The following is a 21,305-nucleotide window of genomic DNA, read 5'->3' on the forward strand; positions in this document are numbered from 1 at the left end:
CCCCCATGACCTCGCGTAACCAGTACGACATGCAGAACCCGCTCACCCAGTTCCCGCAGCCCACCTATCCCGAACAGGTACAGACCCCACCGGGCACCGTGCACGCGCTCCGCCCCAAGGCCGACCATGGCGAAGAAAGCTACGTCGGCTTCGGTCGCATGGCGGGGCGCAAGGCCCTGGTCACCGGCGCCGATTCCGGCATCGGGCGCGCGGTCGCCATCGCGTTCGCACGCGAAGGCGCCGACGTAGTGCTCAACTATCTGCCGGAAGAAGAGAAGGACGCCGCCGAAGTGGTGGCCTTGATTGAAGCCGAAGGCCGCAAGGCGGTCGCAGTGCCCGGCGACCTGCAGGACGAGGCGTTCTGCAATCAACTGGTGGATCAGGCGGTCAAGGCTCTGGGTGGACTCGACGTGCTCGCCAACATCGCCGGCAAGCAGCTGGCGGTGGAGAAGATCGAAGACCTCACCACCGAACAGTTCGATGCCACGTTCCGCACCAATGTGCACGCGCTGTTCTGGGTCTGCAAGGCGGCCCTGCCGCACCTGCCGGCTGGCGCCACGATCATCAACACCGCGTCCATCCAGGCCTACCAGCCGTCCCCGAACCTGCTCGATTACGCGCCCACCAAGGCCGCCATCGTCAACTTCACCAAGGCGCTGGCGCACCAGGTCGCCGAGCGGGGCATCCGGGTGAATGCGGTAGCACCTGGCCCGGTCTGGACGCCGTTGCAACCGGCCGGCGGCCAGCCGCCCGAGGCCATTCCGGAGTTCGGCTCGCAGACGCCGCTCAAGCGGGCCGGCCAGCCGGTGGAAATGGCACCGGCGTATGTACTGCTGGCGACCCAGGAGTCGAGCTACATCACCGGTGAAGTCATCGGTGCAACCGGCGGCATGCTGCTGCCGTGAAGTCCGCACGTAATGAAAGAAAGGATTTCGAGCGCGATGCCCAAGGCTACGCGCCCATCCATGCCTATGCGGCCATCGGCGACGGTCGCTCCAGCGCGTTGATCGCGCCGGACGGCAGCATCGACTGGTGGTGCGCCCCCTGCATGGACGCGCCGCCCTTGTTCGACCGCTTGCTGGATGCCCCGCATGGCGGTCGTTTCGTGCTGCAGGCACACCACGTGACGTCGATCAGGCGCCGCTATCTGCAGGACAGCAATGTGCTGGAGACCGAAGTGACAACGACGGGTGGTCGCGCCCGCATCACCGAGTCGTTGAACAGCGGTCCTGCCGGTCGCCTGCCGTGGTCCGAGCTTGCGCGACGGGTGGAAGGACTGGAGGGTGAGGTCGAACTCGACCTGCTCTACCAGCCCGGCACCCGCGCCGGCACGTGTTCGCCGTGGATGAGCGACACCCCCAATGGCTGCGTACACCATGTGGGACCGGTGATGACGATGCTGCGCTACCCGGAGCGCACCCGCATCGCTGTCTGCGACGACCGTGAGGTACGCGGCACGCTGCGCGTGCAGGCCGGCGATCGTGAGCTGGTCGCGTTGCTCGCCTCCCAGGACGAGGTGCTGCCGGTGCCTCCCCTGGTCGACATCGACACCCGCATCGACCGCTCACACCGCGAGTGGCAGCAGTGGGTGGACGACCTGGATTGCGGCGCCACCCGTCGCAGCGAGGTGATCTGCTCGGCGCTGGCGCTCAAGTTCCTCTGGTTTGCCCCTACCGGCGCCATTGCCGCCGCGGTCAGCGCGTCGCTGCCGGAGCGGATCGGTGGCGACAAGAACTGGGACTACCGTTACGCCTGGGTGCGGGACGCCGCGTATGTCATCAAGACCTTCCTGCGCGTAGGCGCCCTGCCCGACGCCAAGGCCGGTTTCAGCTGGTTGATGACCACCATCGGCAAGCATCGGCCCGGCCTTGCGCCCTGCTACACCCTGCGCGGCGAACGCGTCGAGGAAGAACGCCGTATCGACGTGCCCGGCTACCGCAACAGCCAGCCGGTGCGGGTGGGCAACACCGCGACCGACCAGCTGCAGACCTGCGCGTACGGCGACATCCTGGAAATGGCCAGCCGCATGATCGAGGCCGGCCATATCCTCGATCCCAATACCGCGCGCCTGCTGTTCGAGCTGGCCGATGAATGCGCGGACAGCTGGATGCGCAAGGACAACGGCTTCTGGGAGCTCGAGGACCTGCAGCACTACACCATGTCGAAGGTGGAATGCTGGATGGCACTGCGCCGCGCCTGCGAGCTCGCCGAGCAGGGTCACATCACCACCGCGCGGCTGCCGCGCTGGCAGCGTGAGCGCGATCGGATCCTGGACTGGATCGATGCGCATTGCTGGGACGACGCGCGCCAGACGTATGTCATGCACCCCGGCAGTGAACGGCTCGACGCCAGCTTGATGCTGGCCTCGCGCTTCGGCCTGGCCGAGGCGCGGCCTGAGCGCTTCGTTGCGACACGCGACGCGATCCGGCGGGAACTGAGCGACGCCACGGGCGATCTGCTGTGGCGCTACAGCGGCATGCAGGACTGCGAAGGCACCTTCATCAGCTGTGCGTTCTGGATGGTGGAGGCCTACGGCCTGCTGGGTGAGCGCGAGGAAGCTGCGAGCCTGTTCGATCGGCTGCTGGCAAGGGTCCGCAACGACGTCGGGCTGATGCCCGAAATGTGGGACCCCCACACCGATTCCGGACTGGGCAACACGCCGCAGGGATTGAGCCACCTGGCACTGGTGCATGCAGCGCTTTCATTGGATGGCGACTGATTCCCTGCGCCTGTCTACATTATCCACCAACGGCAGGCAATGGAAACTCCCGACAAAATGCCGAATCCGGTCGTGAATCATTTTTACATGGTATTTACAACAGTAGAACTACGGTAGCCCGAATCCAGGGAGGATTCGCGTGAGCCATCCATCGTGCCCCAAAGCTGCCCTGAATGACGAATCCCGGCAGTTTGCGCTCCTGGTCAATTCGGTCACGGATTACGCCATCTACATGCTGGACACGCGTGGCGTGATCCGCACCTGGAATCCCGGCGGCCAGCGCATCAAGGGGTATCGGGCCGACGAGGTGATCGGCACCAACTTCTCCCGGTTCTACCTGCCCGAAGAGGCTGCGGCAGGCCTGCCGCAGCGCAACCTGCATACCGCGGCAGTCGAGGGCCGATGCATCGAGGAAGGCTGGCGGCTTCGCCAGGACGGTTCCCGCTTCCTGGCCAGCGTGGTGATCGACCCGATCTGGGACGACGGCGAGCTGATCGGGTTTGCCAAGGTGACCCGGGACATTACCGAGCGACACAAGTCGCAGGAGCGCTTCCAGAAAATGCAGGCCAGCCTGCTGCAGGCGCAGAAGATGGAGGCGATCGGCAAACTGACGCTCGGACTGGCGCATGATTTCAACAATCTGCTGACGGTCATCGTCAACTGCCTGGACCTGATCAGCATGCGGGTGAAAGATGGCGCAGTGGGCAAGCTGATTGAAACCGCCCTGCGCGCCGCCGAGCGCGGCGCCCTGCTGTCACGCCAGCTGCTGACCTTCGGGCGCGGCCAGACGCTGTCGCCGGAGCCGGTGAACCTTGCCGAGGCAGTGCGCGAGTGCCAGGAACTGCTGCAGCGCTCGGCCGGCGACCGGGTCAAGGTGGTGTTCGCGCTGCCCGACACCCTGCCGCAGGTGTCCGTCGACAAGGCGCAGTTTGAAGCCGCGGTGCTCAACCTGGTCTGCAACAGCCGCGACGCGATGCCCAACGGGGGCACGATCACCATCACCGCAAGCGCGAAGAAGACGCATGATCCGTCGTTCGATGCGGAGTCAGCGGCCCCACATGTCTGCCTGAGCGTGGAAGACGATGGCGAAGGCATTCCGCTGGCCGACCAGGCCCGGGTATTCGAGCCGTTTTTCACCACCAAGGCGGTAGGTCGCGGCAGCGGGCTGGGCCTGAGCCAGGTGTTCGGATTCACCACGCAGTCCGGTGGCTTTCCGCAATTGAGCAGCGTGCCCGGGCAAGGCACCCGGGTTGCCCTTTGCTTCCCGGTGGGCGGGGGATGAGATGGCGATCAACCTGCTGCTTGTGGATGACGAAGAAGACCTGCGCACGATCATGACCGACGCGCTGTCGCTGCACGGCTTTGCAGTCACTGCTGCAAGCGATGGACGCGAGGCGCTCGCCGAGCTGCGCGGGCCGACCCGGTACGCCGTGGTGCTGACCGATGTCAGCATGCCCGGTGATGTTTCGGGCCTTCAGGTGGCGGCTGAAGCGATCACCCTGCAGCCCCATGCGCGCGTGGTGGTAGTTTCTGGCCTGCAGCGTTCGCAGCTGCCGCCCATGCCACCGTCGGTCGAGTACGTTTCGAAACCCTACCGACTGAAGAATCTCGTCGAGTTCATCTACAAGCAGCTTGCCTGAGCGGAGAGCGGCCGGGCAGAGCCCGGCGCTACCGCATCAGGAGGCCTGCAGGCGCTCGCGTTCGAGACGTGTTTGATGGGCGTGGCCTATGGTGCGTCGCAATTGGCACATCACGCGTCGTGCAACGCACCTTCATGCAACCGATAACTCCGGTGCACGATCCCCTCCGGCAATGCATCATGCGTAATCATCACCAGGCTGCGGCCACCCAGGGCAGCGACCATGTCCTGCAACAACGCATGCGCCGTATCCACGTCCAACCCTTCGGTGGGTTCGTCCAGCAACAGGATCGGTGAGCCACGCAGCAACGCGCGCGCCAGCGCCAGCCGCCGCGCCTGACCGGCCGACATGGTGGCGCCGTTCTCGCCCACCCACGCCTGCAGGCCACCCAGCCGTTCGGCCCACGCCTGCAGACGGACAGCGGCCAGCACCCGCCAGAGCTGCGCATCGCTGGCCTGCGCATCGCCGAGGCGCAGGTTGTCGGAAATGCTGCCGGCAAACACCGGTGCGTTCTGCGGCAGCCACGCAATCTGCGTGTGCCAGTCGGCCTGGGCCAGGCTGCGGATGTCCTGGCCGCCGTACAGCACGCGCCCGGCGCCCGGATCCCACAGGCGCAACAGCAACGACGACAAGGTGGTCTTGCCACTGCCGCTGTCACCCCGGATCGCGATACGCTCGCCCGGCTCAAGCTGCAACGCCACGCCGTCCAGCACTGCGCGCGCCTGCCCCGGCCAGCGGAAACTTACCTGCTCGAATGTCAGTGCCGCCGGCTGCACCGGCACCGCCACCGGCACTTCGGCGTCGGCCACACCCGCAGGCTGGTCAACGATGGCTTCAAGACGCGCGGCGGCAACGCGCCCCGACAGCCACGACTGCCAGGCCAGGCCAATGCCGGCCCACAGTTCGATCAACGCTACGGTAAGGAAGACCAACGCTGCCGCCAGCGCGGCATCGATGGCACCCTGCTCGAAGCCGTGCAGCGCCACCCACAGCATCCCGACCAGGCCAAGCCCGGCGCAGACCCCATGCAGCGCATTGCCGGCCACCAGCCGCCAGCGTCGGCGCCGGTCGCGCGAACGCAGCTGCCTGGCCGCCACTACCACGCGCAGGTTCCAGTCCTCGCGGGCCTGCTGTGCGGTCAGGTCCGCCGCGCCTTCCAGGCCTTCGAACGACTGCGCCCGCAGGTGCGCGCGATGCAGCGCGCGGTCGCGCTCATGCGCACCGGCGCCACGCACCGTCAACCACGGCACGCCCACGCCGATCGCCAGTGCCAGCACCGCCAGCAGCAGCGCGGCGGGGGGGTAGATGAGCCACGACGAGACCACCGCCACCAGCGAGACCCCGCCCAACGCCAGCAGCGGGCCGATGGCGCGCACCAGCAGGCCGTCCACTTCGCCGATGTCCGACATCAACCGGGCCAGCAGTTCGCCGGTGCGCACACCGGCCAAGCGTGCCGGGGCCAGCGGCAGCGCGCGGCGGAAGAACCACACGCGCAGGTCGCGGGCGATGCGCAGGGTGACGTCATGGCCCACCAGCTTTTCGAAATAGCGCGAGACAATGCGCGCCATGGTCAGGCCGCGAATGCCGGCCGAGGGCGAGAAAAAGTTGAAACCGCTGCCCAGCCCGGCCGCACCGGCCAGCGCGGCGGCGGTGAGGAATCCACCGGACAGGCCAAGCAGCGCGGTACCCGCCAGCATGGTGGTCCACAGCAGCAGCACCGTCAGCAGCAGGCGGCCGCGATGGCGGGTGAACACCTGTTTCAGGGCGTCGTCGCGAACGTCGTTCATGTCGGCTCCTCCGTGACCTGCGCGCGCCCGGCGGCGGTCAGCACCAGTCGCGTGTCGGCCCAGCGCATGGCGGCCTCGCTGTGGGTGGCGATCACCACCGCGCGGTCGCGGGCGAATGCCGCCAGCGTCTGCAGCAGCGCCGCTTCGGTGTACGGATCCAGAAATGCGGTCGGCTCGTCCAGCAACAACAACTGCGGGTCGCGCAGCAGCAGGCGGGCCAGCCCGATGCGGCGCGCTTCACCGCCGGACAGGCCGAACCCGCGCTCGCCGATCACCGTGTCCAGGCCCTGCGGCAGATGTGCGGCAAAGCGCATCACCTGCGCCGCTTCGGCCACCGCATGCAGGCGCGCGTCGCTCACCCCGGGATCAGCCAGGCGCAGGTTGTCGGCGATACTGCCGTGGAACAGGTACGGGCGTTGCCCGGCATAACCTACCTCCAGCCCCGGACGCAGCACGATGCTGCCCGAACGCGGTGGCAACCAGCCGGCAAGCGCTTCCAGCAGCGTGCTCTTGCCACTCCCACTGGGACCGACCAGCGCCAGGCGCTGACCGGCTTCGATCTGGAACGAGAGCTGCTGGACCACATCGTGATCGGCGCCCAGCGGACGCAGGACCAGATCCCGCACCACCACGGGCGGTGCGTGCTGCTCCAGTAGTTCGGGCGCGCGCAGCGGCGCGGACGCGGCCTCATCCTCAGTCTCCTGCCCCGGCAGCTCACCCAGCAGGCGCTCCACCTCGGCCGCAGCCGCCAGCGCATTGGCGCGGTCGTGGTAATGCGCGGCCAGGCGGCGCAGCGGGGCGTAGAACTCCGGCGCCAGCAGCAGGCAGAACATGCCCGCGCCCAAGGTGGGCACCGCCGCATGCAGCGACATCAGGCCCAGGTAGCTCAAGCCCAGGTACAGCGCCACCATGGCCACGCTGACCGAGGCGAAGAACTCCAGCACGGTGGACGAGAGGAACGCGATGCGCAGCACCTTCATGGTGCGCTCGCGCACGCCCTCTGCGGCAGCGGCCACGCCTTCCAGCTCGGCCTCGCCACGCCCGTACAGGCGCAGCAGGCCCAGGCCCTTGATGCGGTCGGCGAAGTGCCCGCTCATGCGCGCCAGTTCGCCGAGCTGGGCGCGGCCGGCCGCTTCAGCGCCCCAGCCGACCAGCATCATGAAGAACGGCACCAGCGGCGCGGTGAACAGAAGGATGAGCGCCACCACCCAGTCTACGCAGGCCACCGCCAGCAGGATCAGCAGCGGCACCACCACCACTTCGATGCGTACCGGCTGGTAGCCGGCGTAGTAGCTCTCCACCGCATCGGCATGGGCGAGCATCAGTTCGCCGAGCTCGCCGCTGCGCTGCTGGCGCAGCCACAACGGGCCCCGCCCCAGCAGCCGGCGGTAGACGCGCTCGCGCAGTGCGAGCCGGGCGGTGTCGGCCACATCGCCTGCGGCCGCCTGGGTAAAACTACTGAGCAACGCGCGCACGATCAGTATTAGCATGAGTCCCAGCAGCACCCCGGTGGCCTCGGCCAACGGGCGGCGCGCCACCAGCACGGCCTGGATGAGCCAGGCAATGGCGGCCGCCTGCCCGATCAGCAGGGCGCCGGAACAGCAGATGGACAGCGCGGCCAGGCGCTGGCGACCGCGGGCGCCAAGTGCCAGGCTGTCCAGCCAGCGCAGGCGCTGGCGGCGCAGGTCGGGGGTTTCAACGGCAGGCACGTCCGGGGGCTGGCTCAAGAGGAATCACTGGCGCCGCAGAAGAGATGCCCGACATTGTAATGGCTGCCGGCGTACCCTTCCGGTGCGGCACACGGTCGCAGGGGGAGCCCTACGATGCCGTCCACAACCGTCGCATACATTGATCTGAATCAAGGCTGTTTGAAGTTGCAGGTCACAGAATTCATCCCGTAGACCCCCCTTCCCGCCACCTGAAACGGCAGAACCCCACGAGGTAGCCAGGCCATGATCGATTCGACAGTCGTAGAACTGTCGCGGCTGCAGTTCGCTTTGACCGCGATGTACCACTTCCTTTTTGTCCCCCTCACGCTTGGCCTGTCGTTCCTGGTGGCCATCATGGAAAGCGTGTACGTGATGACCCGTAAACAGGTCTGGCGACAGATGACCCTGTTCTGGGGCACGCTGTTCGGGATCAACTTCGCCATCGGCGTGGCCACCGGCCTGGTGATGGAATTCCAGTTCGGCATGAACTGGTCGTACTACAGCCACTACGTGGGCGACATCTTCGGTGCGCCGCTGGCCATCGAGGGCCTGATGGCGTTCTTCCTGGAAGCCACGCTGATCGGCCTGTTCTTCTTTGGCTGGAAGCGGCTGAGCCCGGTCAAGCACCTGGCGGTGACCTGGTTCATGGCGCTGGGCACCAATCTTTCGGCGGTGTGGATCCTGATCGCCAACGGCTGGATGCAGAACCCCACCGGTGCGGTATTCAACCCGGACACCATGCGCATGGAGGTGGTGGACTTTGCCGCGGTGCTGTTCAACCCGGTGGCGCAGGCCAAGTTCGTGCATACGGTCAGCGCGGGCTACGTGACCGGCGCGATCTTCGTGATGGGCATCAGCGCGTTCTACCTGCTGCGCAACAAGCACCAGGACATGGCGCGGCGCTCGTTCGCGGTAGCGGCTGCGTTCGGCCTGCTGTCGTCCCTGTCGGTGGTGGTGCTGGGCGATGAGAGCGGTTATGCCGCCAGCGAACACCAGAAGATGAAGCTGGCCGCGATCGAGGCGATGTGGGAAACCGAGCGCGCCCCGGCCGACTTCACCGCGTTCGGCATTCCGAATCAGCGGACCCAGCAGAACGACTTCGCGATCCGCATTCCCTACCTGATGGGCCTGATCGCAACGCGTTCGTTCAACCAGCCGATTCCGGGCATCCTGGAACTGGTGGAGCGTGCCGAACACCGCATCAAGGGCGGCCAGTTGGCCTATGGCGCGCTGGAACGCGTGCGCAAGGACAAGAACGACCTTGAAGCGCGTGAGATGTTCGACCGCCACTGGCAGGACCTGGGCCATGGCCTGTTGCTGAAGCGGTACCGCGACGACATCCTCAATGCCACCCCGGAAGAAATCTCCAAGGCGGCGATGGATACCGTGCCGCGCGTCGCCCCGTTGTTCTGGACCTTCCGGATCATGGCCGGCCTCGGTTTCTACCTGATCGCGTTCTTCGCGGTGGCCTTCTACTTCTCCTGCCGCAACAACTTCCAGGACAAGCGCTGGTTCCTGCGCCTGGCGGTGTGGTCGATGCCGGCGCCGTGGATCGCGATCGAATGCGGCTGGTTCGTGGCCGAGTATGGTCGCCAGCCGTGGGCGGTGGACGGCGTGCTGCCCACCTTCTATGCGGCGTCGGGCCTGGCCCTGCATGAAATCCTGACCACGCTGGCGGTGTTCACCGCGCTGTACACGGTGCTGCTGATCATCGAAATCAAGCTGATGCTCAAGGCGATCCGCACCGGCCCGGCCGACATTCTTCCGTCGCTGCAGCCGTCGCGGAAGCCGCTTCCCCACAATGCCGCCCCGGCACCCGGCCAGGCATAAGGCAGGAGAACCCAGATGGAAATTCTTGGACTTGATTACACCACGCTGCGCGTGATCTGGTGGCTGCTGCTGGGCATCCTGCTGGTCGGCTGGGCGGTGATGGACGGCTTCGACCTGGGCGTGGGCACCCTGCTCCCGTTCGTGGCGAAAACCGATGAAGAACGCCGGCTGGTGATCAATACCGTCGGCCCGGTGTGGGAAGGCAACCAGGTATGGCTGGTGCTGGGCGGCGGTGCGATCTTCGCCGCATGGCCGCCGCTGTATGCGGTGAGTTTCTCCGGCTTCTACCTGGCGATCTTCGCGATGCTGTTCGGGTTGATCCTGCGCCCCGTGGGCTTCAAGTACCGCAGCAAGATGCCGAGCGCACGCTGGCGCACCACGTGGGACTGGGTGCTGTTCGTCGGTGGGTTGCTGCCGGCGCTGATCGCCAGCGTGGCGGTGGGCAACGTGCTGCTGGGTGTGCCGTATCACTTCGACGACAGCATGCGGATCTTCTACACCGGCTCGTTCTTCGGCCTGCTCACCCCGTTCGCACTGCTGGCCGGTCTGGTCGGCGTGGCAATGATGGTCTCGCACGGTGCCGCGATGCTGGTGCTGAAGACCGACGGCCCGGTGGCCGAGCGTTCGGCGCGTTACGGCAGCATTGCCGCGCTGCTCAGCTTCGTGCTGTTCGCCGCGGGCGGTGCGTGGGTGGCCTTCGGACTGCCGGGGTATGAGATCACCTCGCGGTTGGTCACCGACGGCCCGACCAACCCGCTGTTGAAGACGGCCGCAGTGGGCGCGGCGGCCGGTGGCTGGCTGCGCAACTACAGCAGCATGCCGCTGACCCTGGTGTTCCCGCTGCTGGGCCTGGCCGGCGCATTGGCCAGCTTCGTGCTGCTGCGGGCACGGCGTGGCATGGCCGCGTTCCTGGCCTCGGGCGCGTCGATCGCCGGCATCATCCTGACCGTGGGCTTTGCGATCTTTCCGTTCCTGCTGCCCTCGTCCAGCCAGCCCAGCGGCAGCCTGACCGTGTGGGACGCGTCGTCGAGCCAACTGACGCTGTTCATCATGCTGGTGGCGACGGTGATCTTCCTGCCGATCATCATTGCGTATACGAGCTGGGTCTACCGGGTGATGAAGGGCAAGACCACGTCCGAAGACATGGCCGACAACCCCAACGCATATTGATAGGAGACAACCATGTGGTATTTCGCCTGGATTCTTGGCACCGGCCTGGCTTCGGCCGCGGCCATCCTCAACGGCATGTGGTTCGAGGCGCGCGAACAGACGCTCGCCGACCGTAACGCCGGACGCTAAAAAAAGGTTGCCGATAGTCTCTTCACACCGTATCCTTGTCGGCTCCTTCGGGGTGTAGCTCAGTCTGGTAGAGCGCTACGTTCGGGACGTAGAGGTCGCAGGTTCGAATCCTGTCTCCCCGACCACTCAAGTGGTCGCATTGAAGCCTGGTGAAGTCGTCCAGGCTTTTTTGTTCCCTGAAGTGGCACTGCTTCGGCAGTGTGAAGAAAACAGCATTCACCCCTTGCCGCCATCGGGGTGAATCGCTAGAATAGGCGGCTCCCTTCGGGGTGTAGCTCAGTCTGGTAGAGCGCTACGTTCGGGACGTAGAGGTCGCAGGTTCGAATCCTGTCTCCCCGACCATGCAAGTGGTCACATTGAAGCCTGGAAGACACATGTCCTCCGGGCTTTTTTGTATTTTCATTCCAGAGGCCCCCATGTCTCCCAGCTCTGCCGATTCCACCTCGCTGCTTCGCGGCCGCGTACTGGCGTTCTCCGCCATCCTGCTCGCCGCCTTGAACCTGCGTACGGCGGTGACCTCGGTCACCCCGCTGCTGGACCAGCTGGGCCAGACCTTCGGCTTCGGCACCACCATGACCGGCGTGCTGGGCATGCTGCCCACCGCGTCGTTCGCGCTGTTCGGGGTGACCACGCCGATGGTGGCGCGCCGCATCGGGCTGGAGCGCACCGCGCTGCTGGCCATGGTGCTGGCCGCGGTGGGCCTGCTGCTGCGCTCGATGGCCGGCGGGGTGGGCAGCCTGCTGTTCGGTTCGGTGGTGGCGCTGGCCGGCATGGGCATCGGCAACGTGGTGGTGCCACCGCTGGTGAAGCGCTACTTCGCCAACCGCGTGGGCACGGTGAGCACGCTTTATATAACGGTGCTGCAACTGGGCACGATGGTGCCGGCGCTGCTGGCGGTGCCGCTGGCCGAACAGGCCGGCTGGCGCGTGTCGCTGGGCATCTGGGCGATCCTGGCAGTGGCCGCCGCCCTGCCCTGGATCGCACTGGCCCGCCGCCGCCCACATCCGGACCCGCTGGACACCGCTGCCGATCCCACCGCGCAGCCGCACGGCAAGGTGTGGCGCACGCCGCTGGCCTGGGGCATGGCGCTGATGTTCGGCATGACGTCGTTGATGACCTATTCGATGTTCACCTGGCTGCCGCGCATCGTGGTGGAAGCCGGGGCCACGCCGGCGTTCGGCGGGGTGATGGTGGCGATCTTCGCCGCGCTGGGGCTGGTGCCGTCGTTGACCATGCCCGCGCTGGCGGTGCGGCTGCGCAATCCGTTCCCGCTGGTGGTTGTCGGCTTCAGCGCGTTCTTGATTGCATTCGCCGGGCTGCTGTTCGCGCCGATGAAGGCGCCGTGGCTGTGGGCGGTGCTGTTGGGCATTGGCCCTTCCACGTTCCCGCTGGCGTTGACGCTGATCAACCTGCGTACGCGCACCCCCGCCGGTTCGGCCGCCCTGTCCGGCTTCATGCAGGGCGTGGGCTATGCCTTCAGTTGCCTGGGGCCGTTCCTGTTCGGTTGGCTGCATGCGATCAGCGGCGCGTGGTACCTGCCGTTCGGGTTCCTGCTGGTGTGTGCGGTGGTGTTGATCAGTGCCTCGTGGGTGGCCTGCAAGCCGCAGAAGCTGGAAGACGTCTGGTAGTCGGCCACGATTTTCGGAACCGCGTCACATACCGTGCGCATCTTGTGACGTAGCGTGTCGGAAAATGACCTGTAGCGAGATGGGGTCATTGGAAGTGGTTCCCGGTCGCATCCCGCGTCCGGGCTCCATGAACCGTTTCAGGGTGTGCAGACCCCCGGAACCACGCCGTGGCGGCGGCCGGATGGTCTTTTAAATCAATAAGTTGAAGTATTGATCGCGCCTGTTTCCACAGCTGCGGAGGCCATCGTGCGGGTTAACAATTTGTCAACAAACCGCCCTTCGGGCACCATTGGCATGTGATGTGCGTCACGTTTTGCGCACGAACAGACACTTTTGAAGGGATGCTCCCGGGGGTTCCATGTACAACCATCGGCCGCTGGCGCTTTGCGTCGGCCTGGCATGTGCCACGCTTTGCTTGACGGTTCCGGCTGCTTTTGCCGCCACCTCGCGAGCGGACCATCTGGCTGAAATCAGCACCTACCGTGACCAGGCGCGTTGGCTGGATGCGCTGGCAGCGATCGAACGCGCCCAGGTGGACGTGCCCAATGACGACCTGCTGTACCGGTTGCAGGTGCTGACCCTGTCGGACATCGGCAACGCGCACCGCGCGTGGCAGCTGTACCAGGCGCGCCCGGACCTGTTCGACGACGCGCAGAAGCAGCGCTTCGAAGCGAACTACCTGGCCAAGCGGGTCGGCTGGAGCCTGGCCTATGGCGCCAGCGAAGACACGCGCCTGGACGAAGCCGAGAACGCGCTGGCGGAGATGGAGCGCATCCTGCAGCGCGATGGCCAGACCGTGCAGACCGCACCGCTGCGCATCCGCTATGACCGCCTGATCCTGCTCAACCGGCTGGGCCGGCACGAGCAGGTGCGTACCGAATACCGCCAGCTGCTGGCCGAAGGCCATGAAGTACCGGCATACCTGATGGCCCCGGTCGGCGATTCGCTGATGGCCAGCCAGCACCCGGATGAAGCGATTCCGGTGTTGGAAGCGGCACTCAAGTCAGACCCCGGCCGTTCCGAAGTGCATTCGGAGCTGGCCTACGCGCACCTGGAGAGCGAGCAGGCGGATACGGCCATCGGCGTGCTGACCCAGTGGCAGAAGCAGGAACCGGCCTGGCGCTGGGCCAATGGTGCGCGCGCACCGTATGCGAACTGGCCACGTTACGAGGCCGACCTCAACCTGGCGATGATCCGCGCCTACAGCGGCGACCTGCCCACCGCACAGCGCGAGCTGGAAAACATGGTGGCGATCGCCCCGGCCAACGGCGGTACCCAGTCGTCGCTGGGCAACATCTACATGATGCGCGGCTGGCCACGCAAGGCGCTGGAACGCTACAGCATGGCCAACACGCTGGACCCGCGCGACGTCTCGGCGCGGCTGGGCCAGTACGACGCTTACGTGCAACTGCAGCGCGACGACCTGGCCCGACCGATCCACGACACCCTGCTGGAGCGCTACCCGAACCAGCCTTCGGTGCAGCGCATGGATCGCAGCTGGAAGGCGCATCGTGGCTGGCAGCTGCATGCATACGCCGAAGGCGGCCGCAGCGAAGGCGGCGGCGGTACCTCGCCGCTGGGTAACGACGACGGCCGCTATGGCGTGGAAGTGCAGTCGCCGGTGATCGACGACCGCTGGCGCGTGGTCGGCTTTGCCGACCGCCGCAGCGTGGATTTCCAGGACCAGACCATCCGCCCGCTGTGGGTGGGCCTGGGCACGCGCTACCGCTTCGGCCGCGCCGATGCCGAAGCGTTCGTATACCGCGCCAATGATGATGTGGGCGAAACCGGGCTGAGCGCCGGCTTCGGCTGGCAGTTCAGCGACACCTGGCATGCCGGGGTCACCGCTGCGCGCAATGCGGCCGATGCCTCGCTGCAGGCGCGCGTGTCCGGCATCACCGCCGACAGCGTGGCGCTGGCGGTGGACTACCGGCGCAACGAGCTGACCCACTGGAGCGCCGGGCTCAGCCAGTTCCGCTACGACGACGGCAACCGCCGCGACACCTTCACCACCGGTATCGAGCAGCGCCTGCTGACCCGCCCCACCCTGCTGCTGGACGGCATCGGCACCCTGTATGCCAGCCGGGGCAGCCGCGACGACGTGCCCTACTTCAACCCGTCCGAAGACCGTTCGGCGGAGATCGGCCTGCGCGTGGACCAGCAGCTTTGGCGCCACTACGAACGCCACTTCCGCCACCGCCTGACGGTGTCCCTGGGCAACTACTGGCAGCAGGGCTTCGGCAGTGCGCTGGTGCCTTCGGCCGAGTACCGACACGAGTGGCAGCTGGCCGACGGCCGGATTTTCGAATACGGAATCAGCTGGTCGCGACCGGTCTACGACGGCAACCGCGAACGCCATATCGGCCTTGATGCCGGCCTGCGCTGGGGACAATGAGATGCGACACATGGACTTGAAGCGCTTCACCACCTGGCTGCTGCTGGCCCTGCTCGCCGTGTGCGGCAATGCCTTCGCGGTCGCACCGCCGGAACCGGACGCGGCCGACAATGGCCTGCTGGTGCTGAGCTACCACGACATCCGCGACGACGTGGCGATCAAGGGCGACCCGGACGCGTACGCGGTGAGCACGCAGAACTTCGCCGCGCACTTGGACTGGCTTTCGGCACACGGCTACCACCCGGTGTCGCTGTCGCAGCTGATCGCCGCCTCGAAGGGGGGTGCGCCGCTTCCGCCCAAGCCGGTGCTGCTGACCTTCGATGACGGCCTGCGCAGCGTGTACAGCAAGGTGTTCCCGCTGCTGCGCGCCTACAACTACCCGGCGCTGGTGGCGGTGATCACCGACTACGTGGACCTGCCGGCCGAGCGCAAGGTGGACTACGGCTACCGTCCGTTCACCCATGACGACTTCCTGACCTGGGACCAGATCCGCGAGATGCAGCGCAGCGGACTGGTCGAACTGGCCAGCCACACCGACAACCTGCACCACGGCGTGCAGTCCAACCCGCAGGGCAATTCGACCCCGGCGGTGATCACCCGTGCCTACGATCCGGCCACGCAGAAATACGAAACCGAAGCGCAGTACCAGGCGCGCCTGCGTGCGGACCTGGCGCTGAGCGTGAAGCGCATCCAGGACAACGTGGGCGTGAGCCCGAAGGCGATCGTGTGGCCGTACGCGGCCTACAACGCGATGAGCAACCGCATTGCCGAAGAGCTGGGCATGCCGGTGTCGTTCGACCTGGAAGGCCGCAGCACGCCGGTGACGCGCGACCTGCACGGGCTGGCCCGGCTGCTGGTGACCGGCAACCCGGCGGTGACCCAGCTGGCCTATGAACTGCGCCGCGACATCGAGCGCGACGGCATGCGTGCCCTGCAGATCGACCTGGATGCGGTGTACGACACCAACCCGGTGCAGCAGGCCAAAAACCTGGACGCGCTGATCGACCGGGTCAAGAAGGTCGGCCCCACCCATGTGTTCCTGCAGGCCTTCGCCGACCCGGATGGCAATGGCTCGGCCGATGCGCTGTACTTCCCGAACCGGCACCTGCCGATGCGTGCGGACCTGTTCAACCGCGTGGCCTGGCAGCTCAAGACCCGCGCCGGGGTGAAGGTCTATGCGTGGCTGCCGGTGCTGGGCTTCGAGCTGAAGGACCCGGCGATCCGCAAGGCACTGGCGATCGAGAGTCCGGAAAGCGACGGCATCTTCCGCCTGGATTTCACCAATCCGAAGGTGCGTCACATCATCGACGACATCTACGAAGACCTGGCGATCAACTCGTACTTCGAAGGCCTGCTGTTCCACGACGATGCCTACCTGCGCGACACCGAGCTGGCCAACCTGCCTCAGGAAGGCAACGACGGCGCGCGCACCCAGGCCCTGATCGACTTCACCCTGGAACTGCGCAACGCCGCGCAGCGCTGGCGCCCGAAGCTGGCCACGGTGCGCAACCTGTACGCGCAGCCAGTGCTGCAGCCGCAGAGCGCGAGCTGGTTCGCGCAGCGCCTGGACCTGTTCAACAAGGCCTATGACCACACCGCGTTGATGGCGATGCCGTGGATGGAAGGCAGCCGCAACCCGGAGAAGTGGCTGGACCGGCTGGTGGTGGCCGTACGCGCGCACGACCCGCAGCTGTCGCAGACGATGTTCGAGCTGCAGACGGTGGACTGGCGCACGCAGAAGCCGATTCCCGGTGAACGCCTGCGTGCGCAGATCCGTCGCCTGCAGGCGCAGGGCGTGCGCCATTTCGCCTGGTACCCGGACGACTTCATTGCCGGCCGGCCCTCCACCCAGGACGCGCGTGCCGCGATGTCGGCGCGCACGTTCCCGTACGAGGAAAAGTGAGGCCGCCATGCATCCGTTCCTTTACGCACTGTTCCAGTTCGCCTTCTTCTACCCGATGGTGATGGCGTTCTTCTGGATGTCCGGCGGGTTGTATTACTTCTTCCGGCGCGAACGCAAGGCGCGCCTGCGCGACGACCCGCCGCCGATGAAGGAGTACCCGTTCGCCTCGATCCTGATTCCGTGCCACAACGAAGCGGACAACTTGGCCGACACGCTGGGCGCGGCGCTGGCGCAGAACTACCCGGACTTCGAGGTGATCGCCATCAACGATGGCAGCCGCGACGACACCGGGGCGCGGCTGGACGCGATGGCGGCCCAGCACCCGCGCCTGCGCGTGGTGCACCTGGACCGCAACCTGGGCAAGGCCAATGCGCTTCGCATGGGCGCGCTGGCCGCCCGTTCGGAATACCTGGTCTGCATCGACGGCGACGCGATGCTGGAAGAGCACGCCACGCACTGGATGGTCTGGCACCTGACCTCGGGCCCGCGCGTGGGCGCGGTGACCGGCAACCCGCGCATCCGCAACCGCTCGACCCTGCTCGGTCGGCTGCAGGTGGCCGAGTTCTCCTCGATCATCGGCATGATCAAGCGCGCGCAGCGCGTGTACGGGCGCATCTTCACCATTTCCGGGGTGATTGCCGGTTTCCGCCGCACCGCGCTGCACCGCATCGGCTACTGGTCCGATGACATGATCACCGAGGACATCGACATCAGCTGGCGGCTGCAGCTGGACCATTGGGACATCCGCTACGAGCCCAATGCATTGTGCTTCATCCTGATGCCGGAAACGCTCAAGGGGCTGTGGCGGCAGCGCCTGCGCTGGGCCCAGGGCGGCGTGGAAGTGCTGCTGCGGCACGGTCGTTCGCTGTTCGACTGGCGCAAGCGGCGGATGTGGGGGGGGTTGCTGGAGTATGTGTTCAGCGTGCTGTGGGCTTACACCATGCTGACCATCATCGTGCTGTGGGCGCTCGGCAAGTTCATGCCGTTGCCGCAGGAGCTGTACATCGACACGCTGCTGCCGCAGTGGCATGGCGTGATCCTGGCCCTGGTCTGCCTGCTGCAGTTCGCCAGCAGCCTGATCATCGACCGTCGTTATGAAACGCATATTGGCCGTAACTACTTCTGGGTGATCTGGTACCCGATGGCGTACTGGCTCATCAGCCTGTTCACGACCCTGGTGGCCCTGCCCAAGACGCTGTTGAAGCGTCGTGGCAAGCGGGCGATCTGGGTCAGTCCTGACCGGGGTATCCGATGAACGCCGCCAAGCCGAACCGTCGTTACGACTCGCGCCTGATCCGCAAGACGCGCCAGCAGCCGCGCCTGCAGCGCACCGCGTGGGGATTCGTCACCATTGCCTTCTGGGGCTTCTACTTCTACCTGTGGGCGCCGTTGATCACCGCATTGTCGTGGTTGCTGGGCGGGCGGTTGGCGTTCCTGCAGTTGTATGAGTACAAGCAGAAGGTCGATCCCTTCATCGTCATCGCGTTGCCGGTGATGCTGGTGTGCTGCTCGGTGTTGCTGATCACCTGGGCCGAGTACAACCGCATGCGGTTTGCCGGCAAGGACCGCCGCAATCCGCGCGTGGACGTGTCGCTGGAAGAGATCGCGCACAACCTGGGCGCAACCCCGGCGTTGGCGCAGCAGTTGTCGGCCGGCAAGTCGGTCACGCTGCACATGGACGATCACGCACGCCCGATCGGGTTGACCGAGCAGCGGTTGGGGTAATCGCGCGGGGCTTGCGACGTGTGAAGCCCCCTTCACATCGCTGACCCGGCCAGGGCGTACGCTCCGCCTCGGAGACATCCCGCACATTCATTTGTGAGGGGTACGACATGTCGACTTTCGATACGGTGGTCCAGCAGGTCGCCAAGGCTACCGGCCTTGGCGACGGCGCGCAGCAGTTCATCAAGGTCCTGGCCGGCTACATCTTCAAACAGTCAGGCGGCGTTTCCGGGTTGCTTCAGAAGTTCGAGAACGCCGGGCTCGGCGACATCGCCAAGTCCTGGACGGCGGGCAACGCCACCATTCGTCCCATCGATGCCAGCCAGATCCGCAGCGTCATCGGCAATGAGGCGCTGGACGATATTGCACAGAAGGCCGGGGTCAACAAAGGACTCGTTCCTGCCTTTGCGGCAACCGCACTGCCGGTGCTGGTCCGCGCGCTGACCTCCGGCGGCGCCATGCCCGCGACCATGCCCGCCAGCTTCGCCGGCCTGATCAACGCGGCCCCCCGTAGGAAAAAGCCGTTCCACCTCTGGCGCTGGCTGCTGCCGCTGCTCGCCCTGCTCGCGCTGGCCTACTGCGGCTGGCAGAAGCGCAACGTGCTCGCGCCACCGCCGGTGGCCACGCCCACGGCCACCCTTGCGCCAGCCGCGACCGTGCCTTCGCTGTCGTTCAAGAATACGGGCGGCAAGATCGATCTGAGTGGCGTAGTGTCCACCACTGCGGAAAAGGCCAGCCTGATTGGCGCGGCAGCCGGTGCCGTCGGGCAGAAGAACGTCACCGCCAATGTGGAGGTGAATCCGGCGGTCTCGCCCGCATCGTGGCTGGATTCACTCAAGGCGTTGATTGCCGCTCCGCTGCTCAAGTCCGACGGCCTGGCGTTCAAACTTAACGGCGACAAGCTTGAGCTGGATACCTCGAAGCTGCCCACCGACAAGCGCGCTGAACTCAGCCAGCTGTTCCAGAACCGCTTGGGCAACGTGGAAATCAAGGGCTTGTACCAGCCTGGCCTGCAGGCCCTGGCCGAGCTGCAGCCGGGGTTCGGCGAAATGGACCTGACCAATGCACTGAACCAGACGTCGGTGACCTTCACCAACAACTCGGACGCGATTTCCACCAGCAGCCTGGCGGTGATCTCCGAGGCGGCCAAGGCGATCAAGGCCGCGCCAGCGGGCATGAAGATCGACATCGGTGGGTACACCGACAGCAATGGCGACGATTCCAGCAACCTGGCGCTCAGCGAGCGACGCGCCAAGTCGGTAATGAAGGCGCTGGTGGACAACGGCGTGCCGGCAGGCCAGCTGAAAGCAAGCGGACACGGCGAGAGCGATCCCATCGCCGACAACAGCACCGAAGCGGGCCGCGCCGCCAATCGGCGGACGGTCTATACGGTGTACTGAACGGGCAGGCAGGTGTGGCGACTCAGCGCCGCACCTGCCCCTGGCCACGCACCACGAACCGTTCCACCGTCAGCGCTTCCAGTCCCATCGGGCCGTAGGCGTGCAGGCGCGTGGTGGAGATGCCGATCTCGGCACCGAGGCCAAGCTCGCCGCCGTCCGAGAACCGCGAGGAGGCGTTGACCATGACCACCGCCGAGCGCAACGCCTGCACGAAGCGTTCGGCGGCGTCCGGATCTTCGGTGACGATCACTTCGGTGTGGTCGGAGCTGTACTGCTGGATGTGGGCCAGCGCCTGTTCCAGGTCGTCGACCACGCGGACGGCGAGGATGAGGTCGAGGTACTCGGCCGCGTAGTCGTTGCCGGTTGCCGGGGTGGCGTCGGGCAACCAGGGACGTGCGCGGTCGTCGGCGCGTAGTTCCACGCCGCGTTCGCGCAGCGCAGCTGCCGCCTGCGGCAGGAACGTGGCGGCGATGTCGGCGTGCACCAGCAGCGTTTCCAGTGAATTGCAGGCGGCCGGCCGGCTGGTCTTGCCGTCCACCAGCAGGGCTGTGGCCTTGTCCAGATCGGCGGCGCGGTCCACGTACAGGTGGCAGACGCCCTTGTAGTGTTTGATCACCGGCACGCGCGCGTGTTCGGCGACGAAGCGGATCAACCCTTCCCCGCCACGTGGAATGGCCAGGTCGACCAGGTCGCTGAGCTGCAGCAGGGCCAGCATGGTCTCGCGGCGCAGATCTTCGACCAGGGTCAACGCGGCATCGGGCACGCCGGCCTCGCGCAGTGCGCGCTTCAGCGCAGTAGCAATCGCGCTGTTGGAGTGGATGGCTTCGGAGCCGCCGCGCAGGATCACCGCGTTGCCGGCCTTGATGCACAGCGCGGCGGCGTCGGCGGTCACGTTCGGGCGTGCTTCGTAGATCATCGCGATCACGCCGAGCGGTACGCGCACCTTCTGCACGCGGATGCCGTTGGGGCGGATGTCATCGCGGGTAATGGTGCCGACCGGGTCCGGAAGCGTGGCGACCTCGCGCAGGGCAGCGCTGACAGCCGCCAGGCGCGCCGGGTTGAGCGCGAGGCGGTCGAGCATGGCGGTGCCGGTGCCTTTTTCCTGCGCGGCGGCAAGATCGCGGGCGTTGGCGGCGAGGATAGGTTCGGCGTCGGCGTCCAGGGCATCCGCCATGCCGAGCAGGAGCGCGGTCTTGGCTTCGGCGGATAGCTGTGCAAGCACCTGGGCGGCGGCGCGGCACTGCTGCGCGTGTTCGCGGATATCCATGTGGCG

The 21,305-nt window shown here is 66.4% G+C and carries 16 protein-coding genes and 2 tRNA genes; 15 read left to right on the top strand and 3 right to left on the bottom strand.

The genetic code is table 11. The features are described 5' to 3' along the window. Positions 1-5: 5 nt before the first annotated feature. The 4 genes from RYM47_RS15170 (at position 6) to RYM47_RS15185 (ending at position 4,359) form a co-directional block, all read left to right on the top strand. The gene (locus tag RYM47_RS15170; RefSeq protein WP_315388872.1) at positions 6-905 is read left to right on the top strand and encodes an SDR family oxidoreductase; all 900 of its coding nucleotides are present in this window, start codon (positions 6-8) and stop codon (positions 903-905) included. Further along, complete coding sequence (locus tag RYM47_RS15175) at positions 902-2,719, top strand: glycoside hydrolase family 15 protein (RefSeq protein ID WP_315388873.1); 1,818 nt, start codon at positions 902-904, stop codon at positions 2,717-2,719. Before RYM47_RS15170 ends, RYM47_RS15175 begins: the two co-directional genes overlap by 4 nt. A 139-nt stretch (positions 2,720-2,858) precedes the next feature. Beyond that, entirely contained in the window at positions 2,859-4,001 is a 1,143-nt protein-coding gene (locus RYM47_RS15180) for a PAS domain S-box protein (RefSeq protein WP_315388874.1), read from the top strand. Between the two features lies 1 nt (position 4,002). Then, positions 4,003-4,359, top strand: coding sequence for a response regulator (locus RYM47_RS15185; RefSeq protein ID WP_315388875.1), 357 nt, complete (start codon positions 4,003-4,005; stop codon positions 4,357-4,359). A 110-nt stretch (positions 4,360-4,469) separates the two neighbouring features. Here RYM47_RS15185 and cydC read toward each other — a convergent pair whose 3' ends face one another. Next, positions 4,470-6,146, bottom strand: coding sequence for a thiol reductant ABC exporter subunit CydC (gene cydC / locus RYM47_RS15190; protein WP_315388876.1), 1,677 nt, complete (start codon positions 6,144-6,146; stop codon positions 4,470-4,472). Further along, positions 6,143-7,873 (bottom strand): thiol reductant ABC exporter subunit CydD, encoded by a 1,731-nt coding sequence (gene cydD, locus RYM47_RS15195; protein ID WP_315388877.1) that lies wholly within the window; start codon positions 7,871-7,873, stop codon positions 6,143-6,145. Before cydD ends, cydC begins: the two co-directional genes overlap by 4 nt. Before the next feature lie 225 nt (positions 7,874-8,098). Between cydD and RYM47_RS15200 the strand changes: the two genes are divergently transcribed. The 11 genes from RYM47_RS15200 (at position 8,099) to RYM47_RS15250 (ending at position 20,032) form a co-directional block, all read left to right on the top strand. Beyond that, complete coding sequence (locus RYM47_RS15200; RefSeq protein WP_315388878.1) at positions 8,099-9,685, top strand: cytochrome ubiquinol oxidase subunit I; 1,587 nt, start codon at positions 8,099-8,101, stop codon at positions 9,683-9,685. A 15-nt stretch (positions 9,686-9,700) separates the two neighbouring features. Beyond that, positions 9,701-10,855: a cytochrome d ubiquinol oxidase subunit II gene (gene cydB, locus RYM47_RS15205; RefSeq protein WP_315388879.1), complete on the top strand. Its 1,155-nt coding sequence runs from the start codon at positions 9,701-9,703 to the stop codon at positions 10,853-10,855. A gap of 12 nt (positions 10,856-10,867) precedes the next feature. Next, positions 10,868-10,984: a cytochrome bd-I oxidase subunit CydX gene (gene cydX / locus RYM47_RS15210; protein ID WP_311182274.1), complete on the top strand. Its 117-nt coding sequence runs from the start codon at positions 10,868-10,870 to the stop codon at positions 10,982-10,984. 48 nt (positions 10,985-11,032) lie between these two features. Next, a tRNA-Pro gene (locus RYM47_RS15215) sits at positions 11,033-11,109 on the top strand. A 140-nt stretch (positions 11,110-11,249) separates the two neighbouring features. Beyond that, positions 11,250-11,326: transfer RNA gene (locus RYM47_RS15220), tRNA-Pro, on the top strand. A gap of 74 nt (positions 11,327-11,400) precedes the next feature. Continuing rightward, entirely contained in the window at positions 11,401-12,612 is a 1,212-nt protein-coding gene (locus RYM47_RS15225) for an MFS transporter (RefSeq protein ID WP_315388880.1), read from the top strand. Between the two features lie 358 nt (positions 12,613-12,970). Continuing rightward, positions 12,971-15,007: a poly-beta-1,6 N-acetyl-D-glucosamine export porin PgaA gene (gene pgaA, locus RYM47_RS15230; protein ID WP_315388881.1), complete on the top strand. Its 2,037-nt coding sequence runs from the start codon at positions 12,971-12,973 to the stop codon at positions 15,005-15,007. Between the two features lie 10 nt (positions 15,008-15,017). After that, the gene (pgaB, locus tag RYM47_RS15235; RefSeq protein WP_315388882.1) at positions 15,018-16,910 is read left to right on the top strand and encodes a poly-beta-1,6-N-acetyl-D-glucosamine N-deacetylase PgaB; all 1,893 of its coding nucleotides are present in this window, start codon (positions 15,018-15,020) and stop codon (positions 16,908-16,910) included. A 7-nt stretch (positions 16,911-16,917) separates the two neighbouring features. After that, entirely contained in the window at positions 16,918-18,165 is a 1,248-nt protein-coding gene (gene pgaC, locus RYM47_RS15240) for a poly-beta-1,6-N-acetyl-D-glucosamine synthase (RefSeq protein WP_315388883.1), read from the top strand. Then, complete coding sequence (pgaD, locus tag RYM47_RS15245) at positions 18,162-18,635, top strand: poly-beta-1,6-N-acetyl-D-glucosamine biosynthesis protein PgaD (protein ID WP_315388884.1); 474 nt, start codon at positions 18,162-18,164, stop codon at positions 18,633-18,635. The genes pgaC and pgaD overlap by 4 nt, the downstream gene beginning before the upstream one ends. 107 nt (positions 18,636-18,742) lie before the next feature. After that, positions 18,743-20,032, top strand: a complete 1,290-nt coding sequence (locus tag RYM47_RS15250; protein WP_315388885.1) for an OmpA family protein — start codon at positions 18,743-18,745, stop codon at positions 20,030-20,032. A gap of 22 nt (positions 20,033-20,054) precedes the next feature. Here the strand turns inward: RYM47_RS15250 and RYM47_RS15255 are convergent, their stop codons facing one another. Continuing rightward, complete coding sequence (locus tag RYM47_RS15255) at positions 20,055-21,299, bottom strand: glutamate-5-semialdehyde dehydrogenase (protein WP_315388899.1); 1,245 nt, start codon at positions 21,297-21,299, stop codon at positions 20,055-20,057. Positions 21,300-21,305 lie beyond the last annotated feature (6 nt).

The organism is uncultured Stenotrophomonas sp. (assembly GCF_963519125.1).
Classification (GTDB): domain Bacteria; phylum Pseudomonadota; class Gammaproteobacteria; order Xanthomonadales; family Xanthomonadaceae; genus Stenotrophomonas.

Coding starts and splice junctions, on each gene's coding strand:
- RYM47_RS15170 (WP_315388872.1), top strand. CDS start 6: ATGACCTCGCGTAACCAGTACGACATGCAGAACCCGCTCACCCAGTTC.
- RYM47_RS15185 (WP_315388875.1), top strand. CDS start 4,003: ATGGCGATCAACCTGCTGCTTGTGGATGACGAAGAAGACCTGCGCACG.
- cydC (WP_315388876.1), bottom strand. CDS start 6,146: ATGAACGACGTTCGCGACGACGCCCTGAAACAGGTGTTCACCCGCCAT.
- RYM47_RS15200 (WP_315388878.1), top strand. CDS start 8,099: ATGATCGATTCGACAGTCGTAGAACTGTCGCGGCTGCAGTTCGCTTTG.
- cydB (WP_315388879.1), top strand. CDS start 9,701: ATGGAAATTCTTGGACTTGATTACACCACGCTGCGCGTGATCTGGTGG.
- cydX (WP_311182274.1), top strand. CDS start 10,868: ATGTGGTATTTCGCCTGGATTCTTGGCACCGGCCTGGCTTCGGCCGCG.
- RYM47_RS15225 (WP_315388880.1), top strand. CDS start 11,401: ATGTCTCCCAGCTCTGCCGATTCCACCTCGCTGCTTCGCGGCCGCGTA.
- pgaA (WP_315388881.1), top strand. CDS start 12,971: ATGTACAACCATCGGCCGCTGGCGCTTTGCGTCGGCCTGGCATGTGCC.
- pgaB (WP_315388882.1), top strand. CDS start 15,018: ATGGACTTGAAGCGCTTCACCACCTGGCTGCTGCTGGCCCTGCTCGCC.
- pgaC (WP_315388883.1), top strand. CDS start 16,918: ATGCATCCGTTCCTTTACGCACTGTTCCAGTTCGCCTTCTTCTACCCG.
- pgaD (WP_315388884.1), top strand. CDS start 18,162: ATGAACGCCGCCAAGCCGAACCGTCGTTACGACTCGCGCCTGATCCGC.
- RYM47_RS15250 (WP_315388885.1), top strand. CDS start 18,743: ATGTCGACTTTCGATACGGTGGTCCAGCAGGTCGCCAAGGCTACCGGC.
- RYM47_RS15255 (WP_315388899.1), bottom strand. CDS start 21,299: ATGGATATCCGCGAACACGCGCAGCAGTGCCGCGCCGCCGCCCAGGTG.